The organism is Pseudomonas sp. NPDC090201 (assembly GCF_044746825.1).
Classification (GTDB): Bacteria; Pseudomonadota; Gammaproteobacteria; order Pseudomonadales; family Pseudomonadaceae; genus Aquipseudomonas; species Aquipseudomonas putida_AD.
Map to the genome: position 1 here is coordinate 82450 of NZ_JBIVCX010000009.1, position 15216 is coordinate 97665.

The window sequence follows — 15216 nt, forward strand, 5'->3', positions numbered from 1 at the left end:
GGGTTTCAAACAGGTGGCGAGGTTCAGATGTCCAGCACTTCCATTTCCCGCAGCACTTCGCCGATGGCGTCCACGGCGGCCTGCATGCCCTTGGCGTCCACGTGGCCGATGCAGCCGACGCGGAAGGTTTCGACCTGGGTCAACTTGCCCGAATAGAGGATGAAACCCTTGGCCTTGACCCGCTCGTAGAAGTCCTTGAACTGGTAGCGCGCATCGCGCGGGGCGTGGAAGGTAACGATGATCGGCGCCTGGATCGCGGCAGGCAGGAAGCTGCGCAGGCCCAGTTCGGCCATGCCATCGAGCAGCGCCTTGCAGTTGTCGACATAACGGGCGTTGCGCGCAGGCAGGCCGCCTTCTTCCTTGTATTGCAGCAGCGCCTCGTGCAGCGCGGCGACCACGTGAGTCGGCGGGGTGAAACGCCACTGGCCGGTCTTGGCCATGTAGGTGTACTGGTCGTGCAGGTCCATGGCCAGCGAGTGCGAGTTGCCGGCAGCGGCGTCCAGCGCCTCTTTGCGGGCGAAGACGAAGCCCATGCCCGGCACGCCTTCCAGGCATTTGCCGGACGCTGCGATCAGGGCGTCGAACGGGACTTTCGCAGCGTCCACCGGCAGCGCGCCGAAGGAACTCATGGCATCGATGATCAGGCGCTTGCCGGCCCGGGCGATGACCTCGGCGATTTCCGGCAGCGGGTTGAGGATGCCGGTGCTGGTCTCGCAATGAATCAGCGCGACGTGGGTGATGCGCGGATCGGTCTGCAGCATCGTTTCGACGTCGGCAGCGGTGGTCGGCTGGTCTTCGGCAGTTTCAAACGTGCAGAAGTCGCGGCCCAGCACCTCGCAGATTTTCGCCAGGCGTTTGCCGTAGGCGCCGTTGATCAGCACCAGCACTTTGCCGTCGCGGGGCACCAGGGTGCCGATGGCCGCTTCCACGGCGAAGGTGCCGCTGCCTTGCAGGGGGACGCAACGGTGGGTTTCGTGGCCGTTGATAATGTCCAGCAACTGCCAGCACAGGCTGGCGGTCAGCTTGTTGAAACGGTCGTCCCATGAGCCCCAGTCGACCATCATCGCCTGACGGGTGCGGGCAGAAGTGGTCAACGGGCCGGGAGTCAGCAGGATCGGTTGCGCAATGCTCATGGGCGTGTCCTCGAAGCGTCAGGGGATCGGAAGCGACGGGCATACGTTGACCGCAGGCGAACTATCAATCAAATTGCTTGTTGTTATCCGAACTATAAGTCAGGCCGATTCATGAACCTCTTCCAATTGCGTGCCTTCGACGCCGTCGCCCGGGAAGGCAGCTTCACCCGCGCCGCAGCACGCCTGTTCATCAGCCAGCCAGCCGTCACCGGGCATGTGAAGGCCCTGGAGGATCACTACCAGATCACCCTGCTGCGGCGAACGGCGCGGCGGGTCGAGCTGACCGACGAGGGCATCAAGCTGGCAGCGATCACCCGGGCGATGTTCGGCATGGCCGAAGAGGCCCAGGCAATGCTCGAAGCCAACCGGCAACTGCTTACCGGGCGGCTGGAAGTCGCGGCGGACGGGCCGCACATGGTGATGCCGATGCTGGCAAGGCTGCGCGCGAAGTTTCCGGGGATCACGGTCAATCTGCGTCTGGGTAACGCTCAGGAAACCCTGGCAGCGCTGGTGTCGGAACATGCGGATGTCGCGGTGCTCACCGAGGTGGAGTCGCGCAAGGGCATGCATCTGCAGAGCCTGGCGCAGTCGCGAATCTGCGCCTTGGTGCCTGCGCGGCATGAGTGGGCAGGCGAGGGCGAGATTGCGCTTGAGCGGCTGGATCAGCAGATCATGGTGCTGCGCGAACCGACCTCGATCACCCGCCGCACCTTCGATGAGGCCTGCTTGCTGGCCGTGGTCGGGCCGCGGGTGCTGCTGGAGCTGGACAGTCGCGAGGCGGTGACCGAAGCGGTGGCGGCGGATCTGGGCATCGGTATCGTGTCATCGGTGGAGGTCAGCCACGATCCCAGGGTGGTGGCCGTGCCGCTTGCGGGGGAGGGACTGCTCAATCAGCATTTCATCGGCTGCCTGGAGCGGCGTCGGGAGTTGCGCTTGATCAAGGCGTTTTTCGATTTGGCGGTCATTTGAACAGCCCCGGTCCTGTAGGAGTGAGCTTGCTCGCAATGGCGTAGTGTCAGTCAGCGAGTCCGGGGCAGACGGATCGCAGTCGCGGGCAAGCGCGCTCCTACAGGGATGAGGATGCCAATCCTTCATTCACCATTTCCAGAAAAGTCGCCACCACCCGCCGCGAGCTCTGCTCGGGCAAACACACCAGCGTTTCGGTCATGCGCCGGGTGCAGTCCAGAATCGGCAGGGCGATCACCCGTGAATCGGCGCCGAACTCGGCGGCCGACACCACCCCCACGCCGATCCCCACCACCACTGCCTCGCGGGCCGCTTCACGCCCCTCGACCTGAATCGCCGGGCGGATTTTCAGGCCCAGGCGGTTCATTTCTTCTTCGACGATCTGCCGCGTGACCGAACCCGGCTCACGCAGCACCAACGGCGTGTCGTGCAAGTCCGCCAGGGTGATGGAGGCGCGGCTCGCCCACGGATGACTCAGCGCAACGAACGCCACGAACGGGTCGCTGCGCAGCGGAATCGACAGCAGCCGGTCATCGCTGACATCACGCCCGAGCAAGGCCAGGTCGGCCTGATAGTTGAACAGCCGGTGCAGCGATTCATCGGTGTTGCCGGTTTCGATCTTCACCGTGATGCCGGGGTAACGCTCGCAGAAGCGGGCGATCTGCGGCAGCACGTGCACGGGCGCGTCCACCGCCAGGGTCAGGCTGCCGGTTTGCAAGGCCTGGGAATCCTGTAGCAGTTCCTGCGCTTCCATTTCCACGGCGAACAAGCGTTGAGTGATGCCCAGTAGGCGTTCGCCCAGGTCGGTGAGCTTCACCGAGCGCTTGTTGCGATGAAACAGCATCACCCCGTAACGCTCTTCGAGTTTGCGCACCTGATCGGAAATCGCCGGCTGGGTCAGGAACAGCTTCTGCGCGGCAACGGTGAAGCTGCCGTGTTGGGCGACGGCGTGAAAGGCTTTCAACTGCGCGTGGGACACCGACATGCAACCACCTGTTACAAGCTGAGCTTATATTTGAAATACGATAAATCGATTTCACTTATTAGTCTGCACTTGCTTTGATCCCCTCCAGCCCGAACGACGGTCGTGACACGACTGGCCGGTCGAGGCCATGAGCGACCACCGGGTGCTGTGTGCACGCGGCACACCGTTGGCGACTCATCTGACCATTCGCAGCCCATCAAAAGGCGGCGGATGCCGTGCTTACACCAATAAGAACACAGGCGTTATTCCTTCAATTTCTGCCGGCACACTCAACCCCGAGGTCAGATCCAATGAACCATACCGTCGCAACGATAAAGCGCTGGCGCGTGCAGATTTTCGCCATCACCTGGCTTGCCTACGCTGCTTTCTATTTCACCCGCAAAGCCTTTTCGGTGGCCAAGCTGGGCATCGCCGAAGACCCGACTTTTCACCTGGACAAGATGGCCATGGCGAACATGGACGCCATCTACCTGGCTGCCTATGCCGTGGGCCAGTTCACCTGGGGCATGCTCGCCGACCGCTTCGGCCCGCGGGTGGTGGTGCTCGGCGGCTTGCTGATTTCCGCCGCAGCCGCGGTGGTCATGGGTAGCTTCGCAACGCTGCCGATCTTTGCTACCTGCATGCTGATCCAGGGCCTGGCGCAGTCCACCGGCTGGTCAGGGCTGTGCAAGAACATCGGCGCGTTTTTCCCGGCCATCCAGCGCGGGCGGGTGCTGGGGCTGTGGAGTTCCTGCTACGCCTTTGGCGGCCTGGTGGCCTCACCGTTTGCCGGCTGGTGGGCCTATGACCTGATCGGCACCTGGCACGCGGCGTTCTTTTCCAGCGCTGCGGTGGTGGCTTTTGTGGCGCTGCTGTTTTTCATCTTTCAGCGCAACACGCCCCAGGATGTCGGCCTGCCAGCCGTGGAGCCCGAACCCGAGTTGAGTGCGGCGCAACTCGATGCGCAGAAGGGCATGAGCGTGTGGACGCCGCTCAAGGAGATCCTGCGCAATCGCACGGTGCTGACGTTGGGCCTTGCGTACTTCCTGCTCAAGCCGGCGCGTTACGCGATTCTGCTGTGGGGCCCGGTGATCGTCTTCGAGCAGATGCCCAATGTCGGCAAGGTCGGCGCCGCCATCGTGCCGACTGCATTTGAACTGGCCGGGCTGCTGGGACCGATCATGATTGGCCTTGCCTCGGACAAACTGTTCGGCGCCCGGCGTATGCCGGCCTGTGTCTTGAGCCTGGTGGCGCTGACCGTTGCGCTGGGCCTGTTCATGGGTGCGATGCACACCGGCAGCGTGTTGTTGGTGGTGGCGCTGTTGTTCGTCATGGGCCTGACGCTGTACGGGCCGGACTCAATGATCAGCAGTACGGCGGCCATCGATTTCGGCACCGCCAGAGCCGCCGCGACCGCCTCGGGTTTCGTCAACGGTTGCGGCTCGGTGGGGGCGATTCTCGGTGGTTTGCTGCCAGGTTATTTCGACACCGTTACGGTTTTCATCGTCTTCGCCGCCTGCGCGCTGGTCTCGGCACTGGTGCTGATTCCGCACTGGAACAGCCGCCCGGCTCTGGTCGAACTGCCTGAAGCACAAGACCCCGCGCAGGAGTTGAAGGCACTGCGTACCTGATCCATTGAATCGCAAATGTCGACGCGCATGTACAGCATTATGTAGCGCAGGCGGTACGACGTTTCTCCATACGCTCCTGTCATGAATGCCCGCCCGCTCTGGGCGGGCACAATGACCAGGAGCAGACATGCCCGACATTACACCCGAGTTTTTCCAGCGCGAGGCGCTCAAGCGTCGCTATATCGATGAACTGGCCGCTGCGCGTCAGAAGAAACTGTTCAGCCCCACCGAACACACCTGGCTGCTGGGGCCGGCACGGCCTGCGGTCGAGAACGATCCAGACCCTGTGCGCGTCGACCGGCTGATGCGTGGCGACGGATCGGCCAACCCGTTCGAGCTCTCGGCGGCACTGTTGTTGAGCCACACCGATGCCGCCAGGCCTCAGGTCTATCTATTCAGCCTGAGCAGGGGAGTAGAGGCTTACGCCGATCGTCATGCCTTGCTGGCCATGTTGCGCGACCGGTTCGCCAAGGATGACCCCGACGCGCTCTTCGAGTTCGAACGGCTCGAGGGTGACCCGTTCAAGGCGCAGGCACTGACGTGTATCGATCATCAGGTCGAACAGATGGGGCGAATGAGCGCTGAACTGTGCAAGATGCCGAGCCTTTACGATGCCTCGACGGCTTCATTGAAGCGGCAATTGGAGGTGGCGTTCCCCAAGCTTGCGATCGACCCGCAGACGCACCTGCTGCGCATCGTCATCGAAAAGGGTTCCAACGCCGGCAAGATCATCATGACTCAGACCCTGGCCGAGGCGGTGTTTGACCAGTATCGCGGTGCCACTGTGGTCAAGGGCTGCAGACGGCAGTTTCTCGACCTGCAAGGGGCAATCGTCGGCACCGCCGATGCCTTGCTGTACACCCAGGCAATGGCTGATGCGGTTACAGGGGTCAACGAACACTACGCCAAGCTGCTCGACAACTACTGGTTGGCACCGGTGAGCGCCGAGCACGCCCACACGCGCAAGGACATGGCCAATGACTGCTTCAGCGCGAGCTTGCTCCGTCATCTGGACGTGCGCGCTCGCGATGCCAACCTGACACCGGCTACGTTGAGGGCACTGAGGTCGGTGTTGCGCTGGGCAATGGACAATACTACCGAGCAGGCCGCCACCCCGTGCTGGAAGTTGACGCTGCAGGCCGGAGAAGGCGCGCCGTTGCCTCTGGCGAGCACCTTTGTGGTTCAGCCACGTATGGACGGCGATCAATCGTTGATATGGTTCGCGCCGGATCAGCAATTGACGGTATTTGCCGATTGGGCGGCGCTTACTGCTCACCTTGCCTCGGCCCAGGGGTTGGAGCAGCTTCGTCCTGCCCTCGCGCTGGATGACCTGCGAGCCCTGCCGACAGAGGCAGTGATGCGGGTCGAGCAGCACGAGATCCTGACGCCCCTGATCGCCGAGCGGGTGGCTTCGATCATCGCAATGCAGGCGCGCAACCTCGAGTACGCGACGCAGTTGTCCACCACGGGTGATGCCTGGGTAGCGATGATCGATGATGCATTGGACGTCCGTCAGTTGCTTGATCCCGGACAGCAGGTCCTTGGAGCACGACGCTGGCATTCAGAAGCCCGTGACTTCCTGCGTACCTGGCACACGCCTGCGCCTGACCCGGTCCCACCACCTGGGCCGCTGCCACAGATCGACGAAGACGCTGAGCAGGCGGTGGATCCGGAGTCCGGGCTCGACGAGTTCCAGATGCCCACCTGGGTCGAGCAGACGCACCTGCTCGAAAGCCTGTCGATCTCCCTGCGCCAGACCAGTAACGTGCTGCTGGATTACGCCGCCCAGGTCTTGCAGCCCTACCTCTGCGTGCTGTTCGGGCCGCAGGCGCGGGCCGAGGACCTGTACGTGACCTGGAGCACCAAGGCCGCCGAGGGCGACTCGACGCAGTTGGTCGCCTTCGATGTGAGGACCTTGCTGCTGGATCGGGTGAGTGGGCATCGGAGCTCGCCATTGCCTGTCGATGCGCAGATCGTGCAGGGACGCGGGACCACGTTCCATAGTCCGCCCGCCGAGGTCATCGACCACATGCTGGGCAAGGTAGCGACAGGTTTCGCCTCGGCGTATATCCAGGCGTTCCAACAGTCCAGAAGCGGGTTGCTGCGCCATGAAGACCAGGCGATTCAGCCTGCGCGAACGGCGATCAACCTGCGCCAGGACTGCATGCGCCTGGACCTTGCACTGAGCAAGCGTCAGGGCTGGACGGACCCGCTGGCGTTCGACATGGTCACTCAGGTTCTGGATTATCCGGCCCTTTCGTTGCGCCCCCGCACGGCAATGATGGTGCAGGCGTTCACCCTGTCGCTGGCCTTCGCCAGGTCAAACGCCATGCTGACCGACACCCTGGTGGTGATGCGGCCGGACGATCCCGACAGCGCCGTGATGTTCTGGAGCGGCGCGGGCGGCTGGCAGCAATTCACCTCGATCCAGCGCTTGAAGGATGCGCTGTTGCGCAAATTGCGCAGTGAGGATCGGGATGGCTGGTTGCAACGCCTTGGCGACGGTGACAGCGCCGACCTCCGTCAGCACCTGAGCGCCTCCGCCACCAACGGGGCGCAGGTGCACCTGCATATGGTAACCCAGGACATCGCCCAGGCACTGACGCAGCATGCACTGGCTCGCCAGCAACAGGATCTGCGACAGCTTTGCCAGCGTGTCGAGCGCTGCACACTTGGGGCGCAAGTGTTTGCCCGGGTTGCCGGGGCGGCCGAAGTCGATGGGCAACTGATCGAAACCCTCGACGGTTTGTGGACGCGAGTCAGCACCACGCTGTTCGAAGAGATGCTCCCAGAGTGGCTGACCAAGGTGCCGCTGGACGAACTGAAAGTGTTTCGCGACATGGTCCGCCGCTATTACGCGGCAACCGACGGCGGCAAGAAGTTTCTGGTGGATCTTCCGACGGTGCACGATTACGCCGCGAACCAGTTGAAGGCTCAACTTGCGCTGGATTTCCCCGGCCACACCATCGACCCGGACTCGGTGATCGTGACTGCTCGCCATTATGTGAACGCATTGCCTCCGATAGGACAAATGCCTTCTCTGGTCCCTGCCGCGACCCTCAAGAAAAGCGAAACGCTGACCCGCTATGCGATCAATCGCTTCAAGCACGAACAGGATGCCGCGCTGAGTGTCGAGTCTGCCGATCCCGAGGTCGTGCGCCTGCTGACGCCTGACCATCTGCGCAACCTGGTCAGGACCCTGGATGTCGGCAGCGGATATCTGGCCCTGTTGCGCAAGTCGCTTGGCCCCGCTGACCCCGGCTACGACGAGCGCAAGCGAATGTTCACCGAGCAATTGCCCGCGATGCTGCTCTCGCTGGCACTGGAGGAAAAGTTCAGGGAGCAGCTTAGCGCAAAGGCCTATCAGTACATTTTCCAGGTATTCGAGATGCCCGACGGCATCGCCCGCGAACCGATCGACAAGGTCGATGTGATTGTCAGTCCGCTGCGGCTGGTGGCCGATCCGGACATCCCGCCCGACACTGTGCGCGGTGTATACCTTATTTCGTCGGCGGGGGCAGAGCAGGGGCCGGTGGTGCTGTTCGCCTTGCTTCATCCGCTGACGACGTTTCGTGAATTCAGCGATCAGGCTGCCCTTCTTGCTGCCATCCGCACTGACAAAGCCCTGCAACAGATTCTGCTGGACCGGGTGGCTCCAGACGTGAAACCGCGCTACGACCATGGCGGTTTCGTCGAGCCGCACCTGCCGTTCACCACTGAAACGAACGACGTGCCGTTCACCACCCCAGGGCCGGTTACCCTTGCGGTGGAGCCCGTCAAAGGCAACGCCCTGCAGTTGATGTTCGAAGACACTGTAAAACTGCTCGATTCCAACAGCGTGGCTGCTGTCGTGACCAATGCACAGGAAGACCAGGCGGGTCGGGAGTTTCTGGGATTGCTGGGGCTTGAGCAGCTGCTCATGCTGCTGCCCGGCAGGCTGGCCACACTGGTCGCACTGTGGCAGAGCACCGGCCTGTTTCAAGCCTCTGCCGCTTCGGTATCCGGACGACGCTGGGGCGAGGCGCTTTCGGAGTTCTGCGCAGCCCTGGGGATCATGGTTTCGGCCCGTGAGCAGAAGATCAAAGAGGATATCCTGCATGATCGACATGGCAACCGTCTGGAGTCGGTCGGTGAGGAGAGCGAAGGCAAACCTGAAGCGGGCTGGAGTCATGAAGCGCTGACGGTTGAGCAGCTTCGCCGGCTCGATTCGCTGCAAGCGAAAAACGTGGCGCTCAAGGACATGGATCACGACGCCCTGTTGAACCTGTACAAGAGCAGGAACGGCGAGGTGCCCTATGCCGTCGTGAACGGTCGGGTCTATCAAGTGGCTCGGGTGGCCGAGGATGGGCACTGGCGGATCGTGGGGGCCGACGGTTCTCCCGGACCCAGTCTCAAGTCCGATAGCCATCAGCGTTGGCAACTCGATTTGCAACTGCGCCTGCGTGGCGGTGGCGGGTTCGCCAGCCGGTTCCGTGAGTCACGGATCATCAGCAGTGTCGAGAGCACGATCATCATCGAAGCCAGCGGTATGCCTGAAATCAGGATGCTGTTCCGCGATCGCGCCAGGCGCATCGGTCAGGCGCATCTGCATGCCAAGCGCGTGCTGGAAAACTGTCTGGATAACCTGCGAACACCTCGAGCCGGGGAGCGGCAGAATGAAGAGGTCTTGCGGATCATCAGGGAGTTTTTCGGAGTCAGCGAAGCGCTGCCCAGCCTGCTCACCAAGACCCGAAACGCTATCAGCATCCTGTTCGATGCGGTGATGGATCCTACGCTTTCGCCCTTCTCATCGTCGCGGTACGTGGTGGGCACCGCGCGACCTGGATTCGAGCAGGTGACGGCATTCGTGATCAAGACCGATCCGCAGCGGCGTGTGTTCCTCACTGAAAAATTCTTCCACCCCCCGCTGTCTGCGCTTAATGCCGAGGCGGCCGCCCAAGGCTTCAACGAAGGCGTGCACCATAGGGCGGCGAACCTGATCCATGAGTTGAGCCATCTGGTGCTCGATACCGAGGACATCGCCTACCTGGATTCGATGCTGCCCTATCCGGATCTGCTGGCCCAGGACACCCCGACCCAGATCAGCTTTCATCGAAAAGTGAAGCATCTGCGCGAGCGGCGCCTGTCTTCCAGCACGGACAGGGACAGCCTGTTCATGATTTCCACAGGCGGTGTCAGGCGCGCCCTGGAGCCTGCCGATGGGGCAGCGTACAAAGGGGTGCTCAAGTTCAGTGGTGCTGCGGACCTGGCTGAGGCCCGCCGGTTGTTCCTCGCCGACGAGGATGTGCGGGTACGGGTAATGATGGGCAACGCCGACTCGGTAACATTGCTGGTGCTGCTGTTGGGGCGTAACAGACTGGTGCCGCCAAGCCCCTGACAGCGTCACCGACTAGAGGCTGTAATGACGCAGCTCGCGGGCGATCAGCAAGCGCTGGATTTCGCTGGAGCCTTCGTAGATCTGGGTGATGCGTGCATCCCGATAGTATTTTTCCACCGGGTAGTCTTCCAGATAGCCGTAGCCGCCGTGGATCTGCACCGCCTTGGAGCAGACCCACTCGGCCATCTCCGAGGCGAACAGCTTGGCCTGTGAAGCCTCCGACAGACAGGGCCTGCCCGCCGTGCGCAAGCGTGCGGCGTGCAGGACCATCAGCCGCGAGGCGTTGATCCGCGTGTGCATGTCGGCCAGCAGATTGGCGACGCTCTGGTGTTCGATGATCGGCTTGTCGAACTGCACACGCTCGCGGGCGTAAATCAGCGCTGCTTCAAACGCGGCGCGGGCGATGCCCAAGGCCTGCGCGGCAATGCCGATGCGCCCGCCTTCGAGGTTGGAGAGGGCAATCGCCAGGCCCTTGCCGCGCTCGCCCAACAGGTTTGCCGCCGGGATGCGGCAGTCGCTCAAGGTCACCGCGCAGGTGTCCGAGGCGCGAATGCCCATCTTGTGTTCCATGCGATCGACTTTGTAACCGGGGTTGTCGGTGGGCACCAGAAACGCCGACAGGCCCTTCTTGCCAAGTTCAGGGTCGGTCACCGCAAACACGATGGCCAGTTGCGCACGCTTGCCGTTGCTGACGAACTGCTTGGCGCCGTTGAGCACCCACTCCCCATCCTTGAGTTCGGCCCTGGTGCGCAGGTTATGAGCTTCGGAACCGGCCTGTGGCTCGGTCAGGCAGAAGCAGCCGATGGCCGCGCCTGTGGCGAGTTTCTCCAGCCACCGGGTTTTCTGCTCTTCACTGCCGTAATTGAGAATCGGCCCGCAGCCCACCGAACTGTGGACGCTCATCAGCGTGCCGGTGGCGGCGTCGCCTGCGGAGATTTCTTCGACTGCCAGCGCATAGGCCACGTAATCGATGTAGGTACCGCCCCATTGCTCGGGGACGATCATGCCCAAGAGGCCCAGCTCGCCGAGCTTGGCCACCACGGCATCGTCGATCCAGCCGGCGGTTTCCCAATCTCTGGCGTGAGGGGCGATTTCATGGCGGGCGAACTCACGCGCCATGTCGCGGATCATGATCTGTTCTTCGGTCAGTTCAAGGTCTTGCATGGTCAGGCCTCATGACCGCTGAAGAAACTCGCCACGTGTTCAGGGTTCAAGGCCTGGACTGAGGACGGGCTCCATTGCGGTTTCTTGTCTTTGTCTACGATCAGGGCGCGAACGCCTTCGATCAGGTCGCCTCGTTCGAACCACTGGCGGTCCAGGTGCAGTTCAAGGCTGAAACAGCTTTCGAGCGGCAGGTGGCGCCCGCGACGCAACAGCTCAAGCGTCACGGCCATGGCCAGCGGTGAACGGGTTTTCATCAGGTTGGCGGTGTCGACGGCCCAGCGGTGGGTGTCGACGACCGTGACTTCCAGCAGTTGCTCGATGATGCTCGGGATGTCCGGCAGGGCAAAGAAGTGGTCGATGGCCGGACGCAGCTTTTCCAGCGGCGGGTCCGGCAGTTGTTGCACCGCGACCTTGGCCAGCGCGCCTTGCAGGTCCTTGAGCGGGGTCAGGGCCCACTTCAGGTTGTCGAACTGACGGTCCAGGTCATCGAGCCGGGCGCTTTGCAGGTACCAGTCGGCCAGGCCGCAATACAGCGCGTCGGCGGCCTGGATCTGCACGCCGGTCACGCCCAGGTAGATCCCCAGCTCGCCCTGGACCCGAGGCAGGAAATAGCTGCCGCCGACGTCGGGGAAATAGCCGATAGCCACTTCCGGCATCGCCAGGCGGCTGCGTTCCGTGACCACCCGCAGATCCACGCCTTGCGCCAGCCCCATGCCACCGCCCAGCACGAAGCCGTCCATCAAGGCCACGACGGGTTTGCGGTACTGATGCAGGGTCAGGTCCAGGGCATATTCTTCGACGAAAAACTGTTGATGGTGGGGCAGGTTGTTCTTGTAGCTGTCGTACAGCGCACGGATGTCACCGCCCGCGCAAAAGGCCTTCTCGCCGGCACCGCGCAGGACTACGGCGTAGACCTTGTCATCGTTTGCCCAGTGGTCGAGTTGCTGCTGCAGCTGGCGGACCATGTCCAGATCGATGGCGTTGAGCCCTTGCGGGCGATTGAGGGTGATGTGCCCGATATGGTTGCGTACTTCGGACAGAACGGCGTCGCAGGCCGGTTCCTGACCTGAAGAGTGGGCCGATACTACCTGTGCCGTCATTGCAGACTCCCTGTTGCTTCTTGTTCTCGTTCAGGCGGCCAAAAACCAGCCGCGCTCCATGAAGTTCGTCAGGGATGCTAACAGTGCAAATTTGCATATGACAATGACGAATAGTTGCAGGGTGGGCGGGCAACTTTGCCTGTCAGGATGCTGGCGAAGAGACACACTTGTAGGAGCGCGCTTGCCCGCGACTACGGTTTGTCAGCCAGCATCAATGCCTTAGACCCACCGCCGTCGCGGGCAAGCGCGCTCCTACAGTTGTTCAGGCCTGCAGGCTGAACAGCGCCACCTCTGGCGCGTCGCTGACCCAGTGCTCGGTCACGGTCCAGCCCGCTTGCGCAGCAAGGGCGGTGAAGGATTGCACGGTGAACTTGTGCGAGTTTTCCGTGTGCAACCGCTCATCGGCGGCGAAATGGAAACGCTGCCCGGCGACTTCGACCACCTGATCCATCTGGCTGACCAGATGCATTTCCATGCACGCCTGGTCGGCATTCCACACCGCCAGATGGCGGAAAGCGTCGACGTTGAAGTTCGCCCCCAGCTCACGGTTGATCCGCGTCAGCAGATTCTTGTTGAAGCGTGCCGTCACACCTTCGGCATCGTCATAGGCCGCCACCAGCGTGTGCTCATCCTTGACCATGTCCACGCCAACGATGAAATGCGCGTTCCTGCCCAGTACATCGTGGGCCGAGTGCAGAAACTCCACGGCCTGTTCATGGGAGAAATTGCCGATGGTGGACCCGGGGAAAAATCCGACGCGAGTGTGGCCGTTGGCTTCCTTGGGCAAAGTCAGCACGCGGGTAAAATCGTCCACCTGAGGCGCCACCACCAGCGACGGATAGCGCTGGCGCAAGGCCTTGGCCGCCTTGTTCAACGCCGTGGCACTGATGTCGATCGGCACATACACCGCGATGTGCGGCGCGGCGTCGAGCAGCAGGCGGGTTTTCTCGCTGGCACCACTGCCGAACTCCACCAGTGCGGCACCTTCGGGGATGGTCGCGGCAATCTGCCCGACGACATCCGTCAACAGTCCGGTTTCGGCGCGGGTGGGGTAGTACTCGGCGGTTTCACAGATGGCCTCGAACAGGTCCGAACCCTTGGCGTCGTAGAAATACTTGGGCGACAGCGTCTTGACCGGCGCCGACAGACCGGCGACCACGTCGCGGGCAAATTCGCTGTCGTGGGGGTTGACCACACCGGGCTGGCGCGCATCACGGGCCAGGCGCAGGCCCGACACCATCCAGCGTTTTTCGGCATGGAAGAAATTGCGATAGGTCACTCGGCAATGCTCGGGCGAGGTCACGCTGGCGCCACCGCGCAAGACCATCTGGTTGACCATGAACTTGCCGTTGTACTCGCCCACCGCACCCACCGAAGGCTTGAAGCCGGGGTAGGCGCTGTAGGCGGTCTGGGTCCACTGCCAGGCCACGTCGTCAACCTGTTCGAGCAAGCCTGCCCGGGCGGCGGCTTCCCATTCAGCCTCGGTGGGCAGGCGTGCGCCGGCCCAGTTGGCGAAGGCCGCCGCTTCGTAATAGCTGATGTGGGTGACCGGGGCATTCGGATCGATGGCTTCAAGGCCGCGCAGGCTCATGCGTTTCCAGCCGTTGTCGTCATGTTGCCAATACAGTGGCGCGTTCCAGCCAGCTTCCTGCACCAGCGTCCAGCCTTCGGACAGCCACAATGCAGCGGTGTGATAGCCGCCATCGGCGATGAAACTCAGCCACTGGCCGTTGGTGACAAGCCGGTCGCTGATCTCGAACGCCTGCAGGTAGGTGGTGTGGCGCGGGCCTTCGTTATCGAAGGCAAAACCCTCGCCGCCATGGCCGATCTGCGTGAGACCGGCGTTGAGCGGCTTGAAACGCCCGCGGCGGCCGGAGGTATCTTTGGGCCAGCGCGGATCATAGGCGGGCTTGAGCGAGGACAGGCTGAACAGGTGCAGGATGTCCATCAGCAGCAGTTCCTGATGCTGCTCTTCATGGGCCAGGCCCAGTTCGATCAGGCTGCAGGTTTGGGTCGAAAGGCTGCCGGCAAAAAGCCGGGCCATCTGTTCGTCGACATGGGCGCGGTAGGCGCGCACCTGATCGACACCGGGGCGGGTCATCAGGCCCCGTTGCGGGCGCGGGTGGCGCGGGCCGACGGCTTCGTAATAGGAGTTGAAGAGGTAGCAGAAGGTGGGGTCGAACGGGGTGTAGTCGGGGATATTCGGAGCCAGCAGGAAGGTCTCGAAGAACCAGGTGGTGTGCGCCATGTGCCATTTGGCGGGGCTGGCGTCGGGCATCGATTGCACCACCATGTCTTCGGGGCTCAGCGGTGCGACCAGTTGTTCGGTACGGCTGCGAACGCTCTGATAACGCTTGTACAGTGCAGTGGCGGCAGGTGTTTCACGTAGCTGACGGGAGTGGCGCGTCATCGGGGCTTTCTCCGGTGTTTGCCTGCGCATTGCTGCGCCGGTTTGAGCATCAGTGGACTTCGATCGTCACCTTGTCTGGATAGAACGCGACGTGCCCGGCGATCTCCTTGACCGCAGGGAAGGGCTGCTCATAGCTCCAGACGGCATTTTCAGCGGACTCGCCATTGGCCTTGAGGCTGAAATAGCTGGCATCCCCTTTGTAGGGGCAATGTGTTCGATGGTCGGTTATTTCGTAATGTTCCATGGAAATATCCGAACGGGGCACATAGATGACCGCCGGGTACTGTGCTTCCTTCAATTCCAGCGCCTTGTCGCTTTGCGCGACACGCACGCCCTTGAATTGCACGGTGACCCGGCCTTTGAGCGGGGCGATGGTGATGGGGTGATCCGGACCTGGGGTTTTCATGGCGCGTCATCCTGTCTGATCGAGGGAGATGGCAAACCAGGCGTGAGGCAGTCGGGCCGCCAAGG

Annotated in this window: 9 protein-coding genes; 3 read left to right on the plus strand and 6 right to left on the minus strand. The window is 62.4% G+C overall.

The genetic code is table 11. The annotated features are described in order from the left end of the window. Nucleotides 1-23: 23 nt before the first annotated feature. Nucleotides 24-1133 carry a 2-aminoethylphosphonate--pyruvate transaminase gene (locus tag ACIPOO_RS20880; protein ID WP_400609509.1) on the minus strand — a complete coding sequence of 370 codons (1110 nt, stop codon included), beginning with the start codon at nucleotides 1131-1133 and terminating at the stop codon, nucleotides 24-26. Nucleotides 1134-1244: 111 nt separating this feature from the next. Here ACIPOO_RS20880 and ACIPOO_RS20885 point away from each other — a divergent pair, with 111 nt between their 5' ends. Next, a complete protein-coding gene (locus ACIPOO_RS20885) occupies nucleotides 1245-2102 on the plus strand; it encodes a LysR substrate-binding domain-containing protein (protein WP_400609511.1) in 858 nt (285 codons plus the stop codon). Between the two features lie 97 nt (nucleotides 2103-2199). On the opposite strand, the gene ACIPOO_RS20890 is transcribed toward ACIPOO_RS20885, so the two are convergent. Next, complete coding sequence (locus tag ACIPOO_RS20890; protein ID WP_400609513.1) at nucleotides 2200-3084, minus strand: LysR substrate-binding domain-containing protein; 885 nt, start codon at nucleotides 3082-3084, stop codon at nucleotides 2200-2202. A 290-nt stretch (nucleotides 3085-3374) separates the two neighbouring features. On the opposite strand from ACIPOO_RS20890, the gene ACIPOO_RS20895 reads away from it, so the two are divergent. Beyond that, entirely contained in the window at nucleotides 3375-4694 is a 1320-nt protein-coding gene (locus ACIPOO_RS20895) for an MFS transporter (protein WP_400609515.1), read from the plus strand. Nucleotides 4695-4821: 127 nt separating this feature from the next. After that, a complete protein-coding gene (locus ACIPOO_RS20900; RefSeq protein ID WP_400609517.1) occupies nucleotides 4822-10071 on the plus strand; it encodes a dermonecrotic toxin domain-containing protein in 5250 nt (1749 codons plus the stop codon). Nucleotides 10072-10083: 12 nt separating this feature from the next. Here the strand turns inward: ACIPOO_RS20900 and ACIPOO_RS20905 are convergent, their stop codons facing one another. The 4 genes from ACIPOO_RS20905 to ACIPOO_RS20920 all read right to left on the minus strand — a co-directional run bounded on the left by ACIPOO_RS20905 (nucleotide 10084) and on the right by ACIPOO_RS20920 (nucleotide 15151). Then, nucleotides 10084-11235: an acyl-CoA dehydrogenase family protein gene (locus tag ACIPOO_RS20905; RefSeq protein WP_274133576.1), complete on the minus strand. Its 1152-nt coding sequence runs from the start codon at nucleotides 11233-11235 to the stop codon at nucleotides 10084-10086. A gap of 2 nt (nucleotides 11236-11237) precedes the next feature. After that, nucleotides 11238-12335 (minus strand): enoyl-CoA hydratase/isomerase family protein, encoded by a 1098-nt coding sequence (locus ACIPOO_RS20910; protein WP_274133575.1) that lies wholly within the window; start codon nucleotides 12333-12335, stop codon nucleotides 11238-11240. Between the two features lie 262 nt (nucleotides 12336-12597). After that, nucleotides 12598-14745, minus strand: a complete 2148-nt coding sequence (egtB, locus tag ACIPOO_RS20915) for an ergothioneine biosynthesis protein EgtB (RefSeq protein ID WP_400609520.1) — start codon at nucleotides 14743-14745, stop codon at nucleotides 12598-12600. A gap of 49 nt (nucleotides 14746-14794) precedes the next feature. Then, a complete protein-coding gene (locus ACIPOO_RS20920) occupies nucleotides 14795-15151 on the minus strand; it encodes a DUF427 domain-containing protein (RefSeq protein WP_400609522.1) in 357 nt (118 codons plus the stop codon). Between the last annotated feature and the right edge of the window lie 65 nt (nucleotides 15152-15216).